This is a genomic window from Streptomyces sp. NPDC097107 (assembly GCF_044762405.1).
Lineage (GTDB): Bacteria > Actinomycetota > Actinomycetes > Streptomycetales > Streptomycetaceae > Streptomyces > Streptomyces thinghirensis.
Genome location: NZ_JBIWEF010000001.1, coordinates 164,308 through 180,759, shown reverse-complemented (window position 1 = coordinate 180,759; position 16,452 = coordinate 164,308). Strand labels below are relative to the sequence as shown.

The window sequence follows — 16,452 nt, the reverse complement described above, 5'->3', positions numbered from 1 at the left end:
GTGCTCGCGGTGCTCGCGGTGCTCGCGGTGCTCGCGGTGCTCGCGGTGCTCGCGGTGCTCGCGGTGCTCGCGGTGCTCGCGGTGCTCACGGTGCTCACGGTGCTCGCGGTGCTCGCGGTGCTCACGGTGCTCGCGGTGGTCGTACGCCCGCATGTCAGTCCTTGAGTTCCAGCACGGCGGACGCCCCGGAACGGCGGCCCGGCGGCGTGCCGGCGTCCAGTTCGGCGTCGTCGGCTATGCGCCCGTCGAAGAAGCTGATCACCCGGTCCGCGGCGCTCGCGAGCCGGGCGTCGTGGGTGACCAGCAGGATGGTCTGGCCGCGCTGGTGGAAGCGGGACAGCAGCCGCATCACCTCGCGGGTGCCCTTGCTGTCCAGGCTGCCCGCGGGTTCGTCGGCCAGCAGCAGCGGCGGATGGTTGACCAGGGCCCGGGCGAGCGCCACCCGCTGCTGCTCGCCGCCGGACAGCTCACCGGGCATGCTGCGCTCCTTGCCCACGAGGCCCAGCTCGGCCAGCAGCTCCGCCCGCTCGGCGCGCGCCCGCTTCGGCGGCAGTCCGGCGAGCAGGGCGGGCAGCTCGACGTTGTCCGCGACGGACAGGTCGGAGACGAGGTTGAAGAACTGGAAGACGATGCCGATGCGCTTCCTGCGCTCGACCGCCCAGCGCGCCTCGCTGTACGCGTCCGTGCACGCGCCGTCCAGCCAGAGGCTGCCGGCGTCCGGCCGCCGGAGGCCGCCGAGCAGGTGCAGCAGCGTCGACTTGCCGGCGCCGGACGGCCCGGTGATCGCCACGAACTCGCCCCGCCGCACACACAGGTCGACCCCGCGCACGGCATGCGCCGGAGCACCCTCGCCGTGATGCGTCTTGACCAGGCCCTCGGCCCGCAGCACGGGAGCGGGATCGGCACTCACGCCAGCACTCACGCCAGCACTCACTCCAGCTCCTCCAGCTCTTCCTGACACCGTTCCAGCCAGTCGAGGTCGGCCTGCAGGTGCAGCATCGCGCCCTCGATGAGGAGGTGGGCGACGCGGTTGTCGCGGTCTTCGGCGGCGGCCAGCTTGGAGAGCTGCCGCATGGTGTTCAGGTACTGCCGCCGCTGTTTGTTGATGAGGGCGATCTGGTCGGCGAGCCCGGTCTGCGGGGCCAGGGCGAGCTTCATGAAGAACTCGTCCCGCACCCGCGGCTCGTCCGCCGTCTCCTCGTACCAGGCCCGGAGCTCGTCGCGCCCGGCGCCGGTGAGGTGGTAGACCTTCTTGTTGGGCCGGCTCGACTGCTCGATGTCCTCGCCCTCGATCAGCCCCGTCTTCTCGAGGCGGCCGAGGGTGACGTAGATCTGGCCGACGTTCGGCTGAGGGTACGCGGAGCCCAGCAGTTGCTCAAGGTCCTGCTTCAGCTCGTAGCCGTGGGCCGGACCGCGGGCCAGGAGAGCCAGGAGGTGCAGGCGCACTCAGCCGTCCTCCCCTTCTAGTCATGTGCTCCAGGCCCTAGTATCGCGCATACCTAACAGGTATACATGGCCCCTGACCCGGGCAAGGAAGCCCGGTGCCGGTGCGCGCGCGAGTGCCGGCCGGCGTGCGAGGTCGTACAGGTCGTACAGGGAGGAACCTATGCGGTGGATCCATGCCGCCGGTAGGGGCCTCCTCGTCCTCGTCGTGATCCTGACCGGTTACGCCGCCTCCGGCGCCCGTGCCGGCGAGGGCGCGGCGAGCGGGCGCGGGCCGCTCACCCTGGCCACCGCCGGTGACCTCACGGGTTACCTCGGCCCGCTGCTGGAGGGCTGGAACCGAGACCATCCCGACGAGAAGGTCACCCTCGTCGAACTGCCCGACTCCGCCGACGAGACCCGCGCGCAGATGGCCACCGACCTGCGCGACGGCGACCGGCACCGCTTCGACGTCCTCAACATCGACGTCAACTGGACCCCCGAGTTCGCCGCGGCGGGCTGGATACGCCCGCTGCCCCGCGACCGGTTCCCGCTCGACACCTTCCTGCCGCCGGTCGTCGACACGGCGACGTACGACGGGCGGCTGTACGCCGTCCCGTACGTCACCAACGCGGGCCTCCTCCTCTACCGCAAGGACGTCCTCGCCGAGGAGGGCGTCCCGCCGCCGCGCACCTGGGCCGAGCTGGAGCGGTACGCCGAGACCATCGCCCCGAAGCACGGACTCGGCGGCTACGCGGGCCAGTTCCTGCCCTACGAGGGCCTCACCGTCAACGCCGCCGAGGCCGTCTACTCGGCCGGCGGCAGCATCCTCGGCGACGAGGGCGAACGCGTCACCGTGGACTCGGCGGCGGCCCGGGAGGGCATCGGATTCCTGGCGCGCGGGGTGCGCGAGGGCTGGATACCCGAGGACGCGCTCACCTACAAGGAGGAGGAGTCCAAGCAGGCCTTCCAGGACGGCCGCCTGCTCTTCCTGCGCAACTGGCCCTACGCCTACGTCGGCGCCTCCGCCGCGGACTCGAAGGTCGCCGGCAAGGTCGGCGCCGTGCCGCTGCCGGGACCCGGCGGGCCGGGTACGAGCGTCCTCGGCGGCTCCAACCTGGCCGTCGGCGCCCATGCCCGGCACCCCGACTCGGCCGCCCGTCTCATCGCGTACCTCACCAGCGAGCGCGTCCAGCGCCGGGTGCTCACCCGCGGCGCGCTGCCGCCCGTACGGGCCGACCTCTACGAGGATCCCGAACTCACCGAGGCGTTCCCGTACCTGCCGACCCTGCGCGAGAGCGTGCTCGCCGCCGCGCCGCGCCCCAAGAGCCCGCGCTACGGCCAGGTCAGCCTGGCGGTGCAGGCGGTCGTGCGCGACGCGATGACCGGGCGGCAGACGTCCGAGGCGGCGGTGCGCCGGCTGGCACGCGAGCTGGCCGCGATCTCGCGGCGCTGAACCCTTTCCAGCGTCTCTAGTTACTCGTTAGGTAACGCCGACGTCTCATCTGTGTGCTCGTTGTGGAGAAAAGTCGGCATATAAACTACCAACTGCTCAGTAGCTTCTGTTCTGTTCGTTGACACCCTCGCGACACCGCTACCTAACATGCATGCACAACAACGGCGGCTCTACAGACAGGTCTACGGGGTGAACAGGCACCACTGGTGGCGTGACGCGGTGATCTACCAGGTCTACGTCCGCAGCTTCCTCGACAGCACCGGCGACGGGGTCGGCGATCTCGCCGGCGTCCGGGCCGGGCTGCCGTATCTGCGCAAGCTCGGCGTGGACGGGATCTGGCTGAGCCCCTTCTACCCCTCGCCGCAGCACGACCACGGCTACGACGTCGCCGACTACCGGGGCGTCGACCCGCTCTTCGGCGACCTCGACGAGTTCGACGCGCTGGTCGCGGCGGCCCGGCGCCTCGGCATCCGGGTGCTGCTGGACATCGTCCCCAACCACTGCTCCAGCGAGCACCCGTGGTTCCGCGAGGCCCTCGCCGCCGGGCCCGGCAGCCCGGCCCGCGCCCGCTTCCACTTCGCCGACGGCCGTGGCCCGGACGGCGACGAACCGCCCAACAACTGGCACGCCATGTTCGGCGGACCGGCCTGGACCCGGGTGACGGAGGCCGACGGCTGCCCCGGCCAGTGGTACCTGCACATGTTCACGCCCGAGCAGCCGGACTGGAACTGGCGCACCCCCGAGATCGCCGCCGAGTTCGACCGGATACTCCGCTTCTGGCTCGACCGGGGCGTCGACGGCTTCCGCATCGACGTGGCCGCCGGCCTCTACAAGCACCCCGAACTGCCCGACTCCCCGGACCCGGAGGCCGACGCCCGCACCCGCGACTCGGTCAACCCGCTCGCCTGGAACCAGCCCGAGGTGCACGACGTGTGGCGGCAGTGGCGCGCGGTGTGCGAGGAGTACGCCGACCGCGACGGCCGCGAGCGCCTCCTGGTCGGTGAGGTCTCGGTCCCCAGCGCCCGCGAGCACGCCCGCTACGTCCGCCCCGACGAGCTCCACCAGGCCTTCTTCTTCGACCTGCTCGGCGCCCCCTGGGACCCCGACGCCTTCCGCAAGGTCATCTCCGAGGCCATGCAGGACATCGCCGGCACCGGCTCCACGGTCACCTGGGTCCTCAACAACCACGACCAGGTCCGCACCGTCACCCGCTACGGCGAACCCGCCACCGACGGCAGCGGCCTCGGTACCGCCCGCGCCCGCGCCGCCGCCCTGCTGATGCTGGCGCTGCCCGGTGCCGCGTACATCTACCAGGGCGAGGAGCTGGGCCTGCCCGAGGTCGTCGACCTGCCCGACGACGTGCTCACCGACCCGGTCTTCCACCGCACCGGCAGCCGCGCCCGCGTCCGCGACGGCTGCCGGGTGCCGCTGCCCTGGTCGGGACAGGCCTCCCCGTTCGGCTTCACCTCCGGCGACGGCAGCGCCAAACCCTGGCTGCCGCAGCCGGAGTACTTCGCCGAGCACGCCACCGACCGCGCCCTCGCCGACACCCGCTCCTTCTGGCACCTCTACCGAGACGGCCTCCAGCTCCGGGGCGGCCTGCCCCAGCTGGGCGAGGGCACCCTGAGCTGGCTGGAGACCCCGCCCGGCGTCCTGGCCTTCGTCCGCGGTGACGGCCTGGTCTGCGCCGTCAACTTCGGCACCGCCCCCGCACCCGCGCCGGTCCCCGGCACCCCGCTGCTCACCAGCGGCCCCTGCCCGCCCGGCGTACTGACCGGCTCCACCGCCGCCTGGTGGATCGCCGACCTCTGACCTTTGCTTTCCCGACTCTCGAAGGGACATCAACGATGATGCGACGACGCACCCCTCTGCTCACCGGCTGCACCGCCCTCGTCCTCGCCCTCGGCGCCACCGCGTGCGGCGGCTCAGGACCCGTCACGGCCGGCGGCGGTGACAAGGCGCTCGGCGGACAGTCCGTCACCGTGGCCGGTGTCTGGTCCGGCACCGAGCAGGAGAACTTCCAGAAGGTGCTGGACGCCTTCTCCGAGAAGACCGGCGCCACGACGTCCTTCGTCTCCACCGGCGACAACGTCTCCACCGTCGTCGGCAGCAAGATCGAGGGCGGCAACGCCCCCGACGTCGTGATGGTCCCGCAGGTCGGCGTGCTCCAGCAGTTCGCCGGCAAGGGCTGGCTGAAGCCGTTGTCCAGGACGGCGCAGAAGTCCGTGGACGCCAACCTCGCGAACGTCTGGAAGTCGTACGGCAGCGTCGACGGCACCCTCTACGGCCTGTACTTCAAGGCCGCCCACAAGTCGACCGTCTGGTACAGCCCCGACGCCCTCGCCCAGGCCGGGGTCGAGCCGCCGAAGACGTACGACGAGATGCTGAAGGCCGGGCAGACCGTCTCCGACTCCGGGCTCGCCGCCTTCTCGGTCGCCGGACAGGACGGCTGGACGCTGACCGACTGGTTCGAGAACATCTACCTCTCCCAGGCCGGACCCGAGAAGTACGACGCCCTCGCCGCCCACGAACTGAAGTGGACCGACCCGAGCGTGGTCGAGGCGCTCACCACCCTCGGCAAGCTCTTCGAGGACAAGCAGCTCATCGAGGGCGGCCGGAAGGGCGCCCTGAACACCGACTTCCCGGGCTCGGTGGAGAAGGTCTTCGGCCCGAAGCCCGAGGCCGGCATGGTCTACGAGGGCGACTTCGTCGCCGGGGTCGCCAAGGACCAGTTCGGCAAGGAGATCGGCAAGGACGCGGACTTCTTCCCGTTCCCCGCGGTCGAGGACGGCGAGGCGCCCGTGGTCAGCGGCGGTGACGCGGCCGTCGTCCTGAAGGACGGCAAGAACTCCAAGGCCGGCATGGCACTCCTGGAGTACCTCGCGACCCCCGAGGCCGCGGCCGTGTGGGCCGAGGCGGGCGGCTTCCTCTCCCCGAACAAGAAGCTCGACCTGGCCTCCTACGGGAACGACGTCAGCCGGGCCACCGCCAAGTCCCTCGTGGACGCCGGCGACTCGGTCCGCTTCGACATGTCCGACCAGGCACCGGCGGCCTTCGGCGGCACCAAGGGCACGGGCGAGTGGAAGATCCTCCAGGACTTCCTGCGCGACCCGTCCGACCCGAAGGCCACCGCCGCGCAGCTGGAGACCGCGGCCGCCAAGGCCTACAAGGACTGACCGGCCATGACCTCGACCCTGGTGAAAGAGGCGAGTTGGCCCACCGCCCCCGGCCCGGCGCCCGTACGGCGCCCCCGGCGGCGCCGGGCGGCCGTCGCCCTGCTCTTCGTCCTGCCCGCGCTGCTCCTGCTGGGCGCGCTGGTCGTCTACCCCGTGCTGTTCTCCGTCGGGCGCAGCTTCTTCGACGCCTCGGGCACCCGTTTCGTGGGCGGCGACAACTACACCGAGATGTTCAGGGACCCGGCCACCCTCAAGGCCGTCCGCAACACGGCCATCTGGGTCGTGATCGCCCCCACGCTGCTGACCGGCCTCGGCCTGATCCTCGCCGTCCTGGTCGAGAAGGTCCGCTGGGCCACCGCCTTCAAACTGCTCCTCTTCATGCCGATGGCGGTGTCCTTCCTGGCCGCCGGCATCATCTTCCGGCTCGCCTACGACCACGACCCGGACAAGGGCGTCCTCAACGCCGCCGTGACCGGCGTGCACGACGCCTTCGCCGGCACGTCGACCTACCCGGGCGCCCGCGCCCGCGAGGGACAGGAGGGCGGCGGCCTGGTCAAGGCGGCGGACGGGTCGTACCGGACGAGTGCGGGCGTGTCCCCCGGCGACACGGTGGCGCTCGGCCTGGTCGGCGTACTCCCCGACGACCTGCCGTCCGGCACGAAGCCCGCGTACGACGCGGCTGGGCGCGAGGCGGCGGCCGGTGAGGTGAGCGGTGTCGTCTACCTGGACTTCACGCCGGGAGGGGGAGGGGAGCAGGGCCGGGTCGACCGGCGCGAGAACGGGCTGCCCGAGATGACGGTCGAGGCCGTGCGCGACGGCCGTACGGTCGCCACCACGACCACAGCGGCCGACGGCTCCTTCCGCTTCGAGGACCTGGCCGAGGGCTCGTACGCCGTCGAGCTGCCCGCGTCGAACTTCGCCCCGCCCTACGAGGGCGTCTCCTGGCTCGGACCCGCGCTGGTCACGCCCGCGATCATCGGGGCGTACCTGTGGATCTGGACCGGGTTCGCCATGGTCCTGATCGGCGCCGGGCTGTCGTCGCTGCCGCGCGACGCGCTGGAGGCGGCGCGGATGGACGGCGCGAACGAGTGGCAGATCTTCCGGCGGATCACCGTGCCGCTGCTGGCACCGGTGCTGACCGTCGTCTTCATCACCCTCGTGATCAACGTGATGAAGGTCTTCGACCTCGTCTACATCATCGCGCCCGGCCCCGTGCAGGAGGACGCGACGGTGCTCGCGACGCAGATGTGGCTGGTGTCGTTCGGCGGCGGCAACAACCAGGGGCTCGGCAGCGCGCTCGGCGTGCTGCTCCTGCTGCTCGTCGTCCCGGCCATGGTCTTCAACGTCCGCCGCTTCAAGAGGAGTCAGCGATGAGGAGCAAGCGATGAACGCCGTGCGGCGGTATCTGGGCAACGGGGTCGTTCAGGCATTCCTCGTGCTCATCGGCCTGGTGTGGATGACGCCGCTGGCCGGGCTGTTCCTGTCCTCGCTCCGGTCGGCCGAGGACACGGCAGAGGGCGGCTGGTGGACGGCGCTCGCCGGCCCCGGGCAGCTGTCCCTCGACAACTACTCCGCGCTGCTCGGCAACTCGGGCATCACCCAGGCCTTCTGGAACACGGTTCTGATCTCCGTGCCGACGACGCTGCTCGTCGTGGTCGTCGGGGCGCTCGCCGGGTACGCCTTCGCGTGGCTGGACTTCCCGGGGCGCGAGGCGATCTTCCTGCTGGTCGTGGCGTTGCTGGTGGTGCCCGTGCAGATCGGGCTGCTGCCGGTCGCCAAGCTCTTCGGGCAGTTGGGCCTGTTCGGGACCATCCCGGGTGTCGTGCTCTTCCACGTGGCGTACGGGCTGCCGTTCGCGGTGTTCCTGCTGCGGAACTACTTCGCCGAGATGCCCAAGGAGATGCTGGAGGCCGCGCGGATGGACGGCGGCGACGAGTGGCGGATCTTCACGCGGCTGGTGCTGCCGGTGGGGAAGCCGGCCATCGCCAGCCTCGCCATCTTCCAGTTCCTGTGGGTGTGGAACGACATGCTGGTGGCGCTGTTGTTCGCGGACAGTTCGTCGCAGCCGTTGACGGTGGAACTCCAGTCGCAGATCCGGCAGTTCGGCAGCAACATCGATGTGCTGGCACCGGGGGCGTTCCTGTCGCTGGTGGTGCCGGTGGTGGTGTTCTTCGCCTTCCAGCGGCACTTCGTGCAGGGGGTCATGGCGGGGTCCGTGAAGTGACGGGGTGGGCGGCGGGGGAGGGTTCTCGCCCCGCCGCCCCCGCCGCCCCTGCCCGTTCCCGTTCCCGGGGGCGCTGCCGCCCCAGACCCCCGCTTCGGCCTGAACGGCCTCGTCCGCAAGCGCCGGACGGGCTGAATCAGGCCGACGCCGGGGGGTAGAGGGATCTCGGCAACTGCGATGCCGCCGTCGTGTCCAGGAGCCACAGGGTGCGGGCGCGGCCCTGTGCGCCGGCCGCCGGGGCCTGGATCTCGCCCGCGCCCGAGAGGGCCATCGCGACCGCGTTCGCCTTGTCCTCGCCCGCCGCGAGCAGCCACACCTCACGGGCCGCGCGGATCGCCGGCAGGGTCAGGGAGATGCGGGTGGGCGGCGGTTTCGGGGAGCCGTGGACGCCGATCACCATGCGTTCCGTCTCCCGTACGCCCGGGTGCTCCGGGAAGAGCGACGCCACGTGCGTGTCCGGGCCCACGCCCAGCAGCAGGACGTCGAAGGACGGCACCGCGGCGTGGTCCTCGGGGACGGACGCCCCGGCCAGCTCCCGCGCGTAGGCCGCCGCCGCGGCCTCCACGTCCGCACCGTGCGGGCCGTCCGACGCCGGCATCGCGTGTACTCGCTTCGGGTCCAGCGGCACCGAGTCGAGCAGCGCCTCGCGGGCCTGGGTGACGTTGCGCTCCGGGTCGCCCTCCGGCAGGAAACGCTCGTCGCCCCACCACAGGTCCAGACGGGCCCAGTCGACGGCGTCCCGGGCCGGGGACTTGGCGACAGCGGCCAGCAGGCCGTTGCCGTTGCGGCCGCCGGTCAGGACCACGGACGCGCTGCCCCGGGAAGCCTGCGCGTCCACGATCCTCGTGATCAGCCGTGCCGCCGCGGCCTCGGCCATCAGCTCCTTGTCACGGTGCACGACCAGCTGGGGAGTGCTCACTTCGCCGCCGCCTTCTTCACCGGGGTCTTCTCCTGCGCCGCTTCCTTCGCGGGAGCTTTCGCAGCCGTCTCGACGGGAGCGGGGACCGCGACGGCGCCCCCTTTGCTCGAGGCATCCGAGGCGTCCGGCGCGTTCAGCCGGTCCACCCCGTACCGCAGAGCCGAGGCGTACGTGTCGTCCGGGTCGAGGCGCCGCAGCTCCTCCGCGATCAGCTCGGCCGTCTCGCGGCGCTTGAGCGCCACCGCGCGGGCCGGCTGGCCCTGGATGGACAGGTTGGCCAGCGAGCCGTCGGCCCGGTCCAGGACGACCGGGCCGCAGTCGGTGTCCATCCGGACCGCCGTCAGACCCGGTCCGTTGGAAGCGGTGCGCTTCACCGGCACGTCCAGCCGGTCCGCGAGCCACATCGCGAGCAGCTCGCAGCTCGGGTTGTACTCCTCGCCCTCCACCTCGACCGCCTGCACCTTGCAGTCGACCTGGTCCAGGGCCGCCGCGAGCATCGAGCGCCACGGCGTGATGCGGGTCCAGGACAGGTCGGTGTCGCCCGGCGTGTAGGCGTCGGCGCGGGCGGCCAGCTCCCGTACCGGCTCCTCGCAGGCGTAGGTGTCGGTGACCCGGCGCTGGGCCAGGGCGCCCAGCGGGTCCCCGGCCGGGTCCAGCGGCGCGTGCACCGGCCACCACACCACGACCGGCGCGTCCGGCAGCAGCAGCGGCAGGACCACCGACTGGGCGTGGTCGACGACGTCGCCGTACAGGCGGAGCACGATCGTCTCGCCGGTGCCCGCGTCGGCGCCGAGCCGTACCTCCGCGTCCAGCCGGGACTTCGTTCGGTCCCGGGGCGACCGCGAGACGCGCTTGATGACGACGAGCGTGCGCGAGGGATGCTCGTGCGCGGCGTCGCTCGCGGCCTTCAGCGCGTCGTAGGCGTTCTCCTCGTCGGTGACGATGACCAGGGTGAGCACCATGCCGATGGCCGGGGTGCCGATCGCCCGGCGGCCCAGCACCAGCGCCTTGTTGATCTTGCTGGCCGTGGTGTCCGTGAGGTCCGTCTTCATGGGCGGCGCCAGCTCCGTCCGTCTCGTTCGAGCATGTGATCCGCCTCGACGGGTCCCCAGGTGCCGGCCGGGTACTGGGCCGGAGTGCCGTGCTCGTCCCAGTACTGCTCGATCGGGTCGAGGATCTTCCAGGACAGCTCGACCTCCTCGGTGCGCGGGAAGAGGTTGGCGTCGCCCAGGAGCACGTCGAGGATGAGGCGCTCGTACGCCTCCGGGCTGGACTCCGTGAAGGACTCGCCGTACGCGAAGTCCATGGACACGTCCCGGATCTCCATCGACGTGCCCGGCACCTTGGAGCCGAAGCGGACGGTGACGCCCTCGTCGGGCTGGACGCGGACGACGATCGCGTTCGAGCCGAGCTCCTCGGTGGCCGTGGAGTCGAAGGGGGAGTGCGGCGCGCGCTGGAAGACGACCGCGATCTCGGTGACCCGGCGGCTGAGACGCTTGCCGGTGCGCAGGTAGAAGGGGACGCCCGCCCAGCGGCGGTTGTCGATGCCGACCTTGATCGCGGCATAGGTGTCGGTCTTCGACTTCGGGTCGATGCCGTCCTCTTCGAGGTAGCCGACGGCCTTCGCGCCGCCCTGCCAGCCCGCCGCGTACTGGGCGTGCACGGTGTCCCGGCCCAGGTCCTTGGGGAGCCGGACCGCGCCGAGCACCTTGGTCTTCTCCGCCGCCAGCGCGTCCGCGTCGAAGGAGGCGGGCTCCTCCATCGCGGTCAGCGCGAGCAGCTGGAGGAGGTGGTTCTGGATGACGTCGCGGGCGGCGCCGATGCCGTCGTAGTAGCCGGCCCGGCCGCCGATGCCGATGTCCTCGGCCATCGTGATCTGGATGTGGTCGACGTAGGACCGGTTCCAGATCGGCTCGAACATCGTGTTGGCGAAGCGGAGCGCCAGGATGTTCTGGACGGTCTCCTTGCCCAGGTAGTGATCGATACGGAAGACCTGGTCCGGGGCGAAGACCTCGTGGACGATTCCGTTGAGCTCCTCGGCCGACTTCAGGTCGTGGCCGAACGGCTTCTCGATCACCGCGCGGCGCCAGGAGCCGCTCGACTGGTCGGCCAGCTGGTGCTTCTTCAGCTGCTGGATGACCACCGGGAAGGACTTCGGCGGCACCGACAGGTAGAAGGCGAAGTTGCCGCCCGTGCCCTGTGCCTTGTCCAGCTCGTCGATGGTGCCGCGCAGCCGCTCGAAGGCCTCGTCGTCGTCGAAGGTGCCCTGGACGAAGCGCATGCCCTGGCTGAGCTGCTGCCAGACCTCCTCACGGAAGGGGGTTCGCGAGTGTTCCTTGACGGCGTCGTGCACGACCTGGGCGAAGTCCTCGTGTTCCCAGTCGCGGCGGGCGAAACCGACGAGCGAGAAGCCCGGCGGCAGCAGACCCCGGTTGGCGAGGTCGTACACGGCGGGCATGAGCTTCTTGCGGGAGAGGTCGCCGGTGACGCCGAAAATGACCAGACCCGACGGCCCCGCGATACGCGGGAGCCGTCGGTCTGCGGGGTCACGCAGCGGGTTGCTGCTTGACAATGTCTTAGCCCTCCGAGGGGGCGAGGCGCTTCAGCTCCGCCTCGGTCGACTTCAGCAGGTCCGTCCAGGAGTCCTCGAACTTGTCGACGCCCTCCTTCTCCAGCAGCTGGACCACCTCGTCGTAGCCGATCCCGAGCTTCCCGACCGCGTCGAGGTCGGCGCGGGCCTGCTCGTAGCCGCCGGCGACGGTGTTGCCGGTGATCTCGCCGTGGTCCTCGGTGGCGAGCAGCGTCGCCTCCGGCATGGTGTTGACCGTGTTCGGCGCGACCAGGTCGGTGACGTACAGGGTGTCGCTGTACGCCTTGTCCTTCATACCGGTCGACGCCCACAGCGGGCGCTGCTTGTTGGCGCCGGCCTTCTCCAGGGCGGCCCAGCGGTCGGAGGCGAAGACCTCCTCGTACGCCTGGTAGGCCAGACGGGCGTTGGCGACGGCGGCCTTGCCGCGCAGCGCCTTGGCCTCGTCGGTGCCGAGGGCGTCGATCCGCTTGTTGATCTCGGTGTCCACGCGGGACACGAAGAAGGACGCCACCGAGTGGATCCGGGAGAGGTCCAGGCCGCGCTCCTTGGCCTTCTCCAGGCCGGTCAGGAAGGCGTCCATGACCAGGCGGTAGCGCTCCAGCGAGAAGATCAGCGTGACGTTGACGCTGATGCCCAGGCCGATGGTCTCGGCGATCGCCGGCAGACCCGCCTCGGTGGCCGGGATCTTGATGAAGGTGTTCGGCCGGTCCACCAGCCAGGCCAGCTGCTTGGCCTCGGCGACCGTCGCCTTGGTGTTGTGCGCGAGACGCGGGTCGACCTCGATGGAGACCCGGCCGTCCTTGCCCCCGGTGGCGTCGAAGACGGGGCGCAGGATGTCGGCGGCGTCGCGGACGTCCGCCGTGGTGATCATCCGGACGGCCTCTTCGACGGTCACCTTGCGGGCGGCCAGGTCCGACAGCTGCTGGTCGTAGCCGTCGCCCTGGGCGATCGCCTTCTGGAAGATCGTCGGGTTGGTGGTGACGCCCACGACGTGCTGCTGGTCGATCAGCTCGGCGAGGTTGCCGGACGTGATCCGCTTGCGCGACAGGTCGTCCAGCCAGATCGCGACGCCTTCATCGGAGAGGCGCTTGAGTGCGTCTGTCATGGAAAATGCATCTCCTACGTGTCGTGTGTGAGCGTCAGCGCTGGGCTGCGGTCAGCGATTCCCGGGCGGCGGCGGCCACGTTCTCGGCAGTGAAGCCGAACTCCTGGAAGAGCACCTTGCCGTCCGCCGAAGCACCGAAGTGCTCCAGGGAAACGATGCGGCCGGCGTCCCCCACGTACTTGTGCCAGGTGAGGCCGATCCCGGCCTCGACCGCGACGCGGGCCCTCACGGACGGGGGCAGGACGCTGTCCCGGTACCCCTGGTCCTGCTGCTCGAACCACTCGACGGACGGCATGGACACCACGCGGGTCGGCACACCGTCGGCCTGGAGCCGCTCGCGCGCCTCGACGGCGACGTGCACCTCGGAACCGGTGGCGATGAGGACGACCTCGGCCTCGGTGCTCCGCCCTTCGGGCCCTTCCGCCTCGAACAGCACGTAGCCGCCCTTGGCCGCGTCCTCGTTCGGCTCGTACGTCGGCACGCCCTGGCGGGTCAGCGCCAGACCGTGCGGCTGGCCCTTGCCGAACTCCTTCGTCCAGCGGCGCAGGATCTCGCGCCAGGCGACGGCCGTCTCGTTGGCGTCCGCCGGGCGGACCACGTTCAGACCCGGGATGGCGCGCAGCGCGGCGAGGTGCTCGACGGGCTGGTGGGTCGGGCCGTCCTCGCCCAGACCGATGGAGTCGTGCGTCCACACGTACGTCACCGGCAGGTGCATCAGCGCCGACAGCCGCACGGCGTTGCGCATGTAGTCGGAGAAGACCAGGAACGTTCCGCCGTAGATGCGGGTGTTGCCGTGCAGCGCGATGCCGTTCATCTCGGCGGCCATCGCGTGCTCGCGGATGCCGAAGTGAATCGTGCGGCCGTACGGGTCCGCCTCGGGCAGCGGGTTGTCCGCCGGGAGGAAGGAGGACGTCTTGTCGATCGTCGTGTTGTTCGAGCCGGCCAGGTCGGCGGAGCCGCCCCACAGCTCGGGGACGATCGCGCCGAGCGCCTGGAGCACCTTGCCGGACGCGGCGCGGGTGGCGACACCCTTGCCGGTCTCGAAGACCGGGATCTTCTCCTCCCAGCCCTTGGGCAGCTCGCCCTTGGCGACCCGCTCGTACTCGGCGGCGCGGTCGGGGTTGTTGTCCCGCCACTGCTGGAAGGATTTCTCCCACACCGCGCGGGCCGCCCGACCCTTCTCCAGGGCCTTGCGGGTGTGCTCGATGACCTCGTCGGAGACGTCGAAGGACTTCTCCGGGTCGAAGCCCAGGACCCGCTTGGTCGCCGCGACCTCGTCGTCGCCGAGCGCCGAGCCGTGCGCGGCCTCGGTGTTCTGGGCGTTCGGGGCGGGCCAGGCGATGATCGAGCGCATCGCGATGAAGGACGGCCGGTCGGTGACCTGCTTCGCCGCCTCGATCGCGTCGTAGAGCGCGTTCGGGTCCAGGTCGCCGTCGGGCTTCGGGGCGACGCGCTGCACGTGCCAGCCGTACGCCTCGTAGCGCTTGCAGGTGTCCTCGGAGACGGCGGTCTCGGTGTCGCCCTCGATCGAGATGTGGTTGTCGTCCCAGAGCAGGACCAGGTTGCCGAGCTTCTGGTGGCCCGCGAGGGAGGAGGCCTCGGCGGAGATGCCCTCCTGGAGGCAGCCGTCACCGGCGATGCAGTAGATGAAGTGGTCGAACGGGGACTCGCCCTCGGCGGCCTCCGGGTCGAACAGGCCGCGCTCGTAGCGGGCGGCCATCGCCATGCCCACCGCGTTGGCGACACCCTGGCCGAGCGGGCCGGTCGTCGTCTCCACGCCCGTGGTGTGGCCGTACTCGGGGTGGCCCGGGGTCTTGGAGCCCCACGTCCGGAAGGACTCCAGGTCCGCCAGCTCCAGGCCGAAGCCGGCCAGGTACAGCTGCGTGTAGAGGGTCAGGGACGAGTGGCCGGCGGACAGCACGAAACGGTCGCGTCCGACCCAGTCCGCGTCGGCGGGGTCGTGCCGCATCACCTTCTGGAAGAGGGTGTAGGCGGCGGGCGCCAGGCTCATCGCCGTACCCGGATGGCCGTTGCCAACCTTCTGTACGGCATCGGCGGCCAGGACGCGGGCGGTGTCCACGGCCCGCTGGTCCAGTTCGGTCCACTCGAGGTCTGTGGTGGTCGGCTTGGTGCTCACCCTGAGTCAGGGCTCCTCTCCACATGTCGGATGCCGGTGCACGTGGGCGCCCACCGGCTGCCGGCGCGTCCTGAGTCGGCCGGCCGTTGTTGAGCCTACCCCCGTAAGTACGTGCGTTTTTCCGCTGGAAACCAGACTGCCGGGACTCTCTTGGATCCGCCTGTCGACTGGGTGAAACCGCATTCGGCAAGTGAATACGGAGCCGCTCATCTGACCGCTCAATCGACCGTCCGAACGCACGTCGGAGCACCCTCTTCAACACGACCCCACCCCCGCGAAGGCCGAGGTATGGGCAACGTCTAAAGTGGCGTGGTACGCGCGAGCCTTTACCGCCACTTCACACGGTCGGGCTTGCTGGGAGTCTCTGTCAGGGGTGTGCGTGACGGCCGTTGAATCCCGTCCTGCGGGGGTTATCGGGACGAGCCAGAGCCCGAGTCACCGGCCGTTCGGGGCCCGTGTCAAGGCGTTCGTGGCGTTGACCAAACCGCGGATCATCGAGCTTCTGCTGATCACCACCGTTCCGGTGATGTTCCTGGCCGAGCAGGGTGTTCCGGACCTGAAGCTGGTGCTGCTGACCTGTGTCGGCGGTTACCTGTCCGCGGGCGGCGCCAACGCCCTGAACATGTACATCGACCGCGACATCGACGCGCTGATGGACCGGACCTCGCAGCGGCCACTGGTGACCGGCATGGTCAGCCCGGCCGAATGCCTCGTCTTCGGCATCGCCCTGGCCATCGTCTCGACGCTGCTGTTCGGCCTCACCGTCAACTGGCTGTCGGCCTGGCTCTCGCTCGGTGCACTCCTCTTCTACGTCGTCGTCTACACGATGATCCTCAAGCGCCGCACCTCGCAGAACATCGTCTGGGGCGGCATCGCCGGCTGTCTGCCGGTACTCATCGGCTGGTCGGCCGTCACCGACTCGATGTCCTGGGCGCCGGTCATCCTCTTCGGGGTGATGTTCTTCTGGACGCCGCCGCACTACTGGCCGCTGTCCATGAAGGTCAAGGAGGACTACGCGCGCGTCGGCGTGCCGATGCTCCCGGTCATCGCCTCCAACAAGGTCGTCGCCCGGCAGATCGTCATCTACAGCTGGGTGATGGTCGTCGTGTCGCTGCTGCTGACGCCGCTCGGCTACACCGGCTGGTTCTACACGGCGGTTGCCCTGCTGGCCGGCGGCATGTGGCTGTGGGAGGCACACGGTCTGCAGAACCGCGCCAAGTCCGAGGCGACGGGCGGCAAGCTCAAGGAGATGCGGCTCTTCCACTGGTCCATCACCTACGTGTCGGTGCTGTTCCTGGCGATCGCGGTGGACCCCTTCCTGCGCTGAGCATCTCCTCGTAAAAGGCTCCGACGGGCGGGGTGGGGGGCCCAGGCCACGCACCCCCCCCGGCGCCCGGCGATATACCCGGCCGCTGCAAACATG

General features: G+C 70.6%; 14 protein-coding genes. 7 read left to right on the top strand and 7 right to left on the bottom strand.

Annotated features, from left to right (window positions below):
• On the top strand, positions 1–165 hold the full coding sequence (locus ACIQ1J_RS00900) for a hypothetical protein (protein WP_403552955.1): 165 nt from the start codon (positions 1–3) through the stop codon (positions 163–165).
• On the opposite strand, the gene ACIQ1J_RS00895 is transcribed toward ACIQ1J_RS00900, so the two are convergent.
• On the bottom strand, positions 155–910 hold the full coding sequence (locus tag ACIQ1J_RS00895) for an ABC transporter ATP-binding protein (protein WP_210963224.1): 756 nt from the start codon (positions 908–910) through the stop codon (positions 155–157). The genes ACIQ1J_RS00900 and ACIQ1J_RS00895 overlap by 11 nt on opposite strands.
• 20 nt (positions 911–930) lie before the next feature.
• Positions 931–1,446, bottom strand: coding sequence for a PadR family transcriptional regulator (locus ACIQ1J_RS00890; RefSeq protein WP_403552953.1), 516 nt, complete (start codon positions 1,444–1,446; stop codon positions 931–933).
• Positions 1,447–1,606: 160 nt separating this feature from the next.
• Between ACIQ1J_RS00890 and ACIQ1J_RS00885 the strand changes: the two genes are divergently transcribed.
• The 5 genes from ACIQ1J_RS00885 to ACIQ1J_RS00865 all read left to right on the top strand — a co-directional run bounded on the left by ACIQ1J_RS00885 (position 1,607) and on the right by ACIQ1J_RS00865 (position 8,278).
• On the top strand, positions 1,607–2,878 hold the full coding sequence (locus ACIQ1J_RS00885; protein WP_403552951.1) for an ABC transporter substrate-binding protein: 1,272 nt from the start codon (positions 1,607–1,609) through the stop codon (positions 2,876–2,878).
• A 147-nt stretch (positions 2,879–3,025) separates the two neighbouring features.
• Entirely contained in the window at positions 3,026–4,690 is a 1,665-nt protein-coding gene (locus ACIQ1J_RS00880; protein WP_403552949.1) for an alpha-amylase family glycosyl hydrolase, read from the top strand.
• Between the two features lie 35 nt (positions 4,691–4,725).
• Positions 4,726–6,054, top strand: coding sequence for an ABC transporter substrate-binding protein (locus tag ACIQ1J_RS00875; RefSeq protein WP_403552947.1), 1,329 nt, complete (start codon positions 4,726–4,728; stop codon positions 6,052–6,054).
• A 6-nt stretch (positions 6,055–6,060) separates the two neighbouring features.
• Positions 6,061–7,428, top strand: a complete 1,368-nt coding sequence (locus ACIQ1J_RS00870; protein ID WP_403552945.1) for a carbohydrate ABC transporter permease — start codon at positions 6,061–6,063, stop codon at positions 7,426–7,428.
• 10 nt (positions 7,429–7,438) lie between these two features.
• Positions 7,439–8,278, top strand: a complete 840-nt coding sequence (locus ACIQ1J_RS00865) for a carbohydrate ABC transporter permease (RefSeq protein WP_403552943.1) — start codon at positions 7,439–7,441, stop codon at positions 8,276–8,278.
• Positions 8,279–8,414: 136 nt separating this feature from the next.
• On the opposite strand, the gene pgl is transcribed toward ACIQ1J_RS00865, so the two are convergent.
• From pgl to tkt, 5 genes are read right to left on the bottom strand one after another with little or no spacing between them, the layout of a single operon-like run.
• Positions 8,415–9,197 carry a 6-phosphogluconolactonase gene (gene pgl, locus ACIQ1J_RS00860; RefSeq protein WP_403552941.1) on the bottom strand — a complete coding sequence of 261 codons (783 nt, stop codon included), beginning with the start codon at positions 9,195–9,197 and terminating at the stop codon, positions 8,415–8,417.
• Positions 9,194–10,249, bottom strand: a complete 1,056-nt coding sequence (gene opcA, locus ACIQ1J_RS00855; protein ID WP_403552939.1) for a glucose-6-phosphate dehydrogenase assembly protein OpcA — start codon at positions 10,247–10,249, stop codon at positions 9,194–9,196. The genes pgl and opcA overlap by 4 nt, the downstream gene beginning before the upstream one ends.
• Positions 10,246–11,769 (bottom strand): glucose-6-phosphate dehydrogenase, encoded by a 1,524-nt coding sequence (gene zwf, locus ACIQ1J_RS00850; RefSeq protein ID WP_403552937.1) that lies wholly within the window; start codon positions 11,767–11,769, stop codon positions 10,246–10,248. Before zwf ends, opcA begins: the two co-directional genes overlap by 4 nt.
• A gap of 4 nt (positions 11,770–11,773) precedes the next feature.
• Positions 11,774–12,892 (bottom strand): transaldolase, encoded by a 1,119-nt coding sequence (gene tal / locus ACIQ1J_RS00845; RefSeq protein ID WP_403552935.1) that lies wholly within the window; start codon positions 12,890–12,892, stop codon positions 11,774–11,776.
• Positions 12,893–12,926: 34 nt separating this feature from the next.
• Entirely contained in the window at positions 12,927–15,029 is a 2,103-nt protein-coding gene (gene tkt, locus ACIQ1J_RS00840) for a transketolase (protein WP_403552933.1), read from the bottom strand.
• Positions 15,030–15,402: 373 nt separating this feature from the next.
• On the opposite strand from tkt, the gene ACIQ1J_RS00835 reads away from it, so the two are divergent.
• Positions 15,403–16,356: a heme o synthase gene (locus ACIQ1J_RS00835; RefSeq protein WP_403552931.1), complete on the top strand. Its 954-nt coding sequence runs from the start codon at positions 15,403–15,405 to the stop codon at positions 16,354–16,356.
• The last annotated feature ends 96 nt before the right edge of the window (positions 16,357–16,452 follow it).

Bases quoted from the DNA above. Each gene is read 5' to 3' on its own strand.
- ACIQ1J_RS00885 (WP_403552951.1), top strand. From the start codon at position 1,607: ATGCGGTGGATCCATGCCGCCGGTAGGGGCCTCCTCGTCCTCGTCGTG.
- ACIQ1J_RS00880 (WP_403552949.1), top strand. From the start codon at position 3,026: ATGCATGCACAACAACGGCGGCTCTACAGACAGGTCTACGGGGTGAAC.
- ACIQ1J_RS00875 (WP_403552947.1), top strand. From the start codon at position 4,726: ATGATGCGACGACGCACCCCTCTGCTCACCGGCTGCACCGCCCTCGTC.
- ACIQ1J_RS00870 (WP_403552945.1), top strand. From the start codon at position 6,061: ATGACCTCGACCCTGGTGAAAGAGGCGAGTTGGCCCACCGCCCCCGGC.
- ACIQ1J_RS00865 (WP_403552943.1), top strand. From the start codon at position 7,439: ATGAACGCCGTGCGGCGGTATCTGGGCAACGGGGTCGTTCAGGCATTC.
- opcA (WP_403552939.1), bottom strand. From the start codon at position 10,249: ATGAAGACGGACCTCACGGACACCACGGCCAGCAAGATCAACAAGGCG.
- tal (WP_403552935.1), bottom strand. From the start codon at position 12,892: ATGACAGACGCACTCAAGCGCCTCTCCGATGAAGGCGTCGCGATCTGG.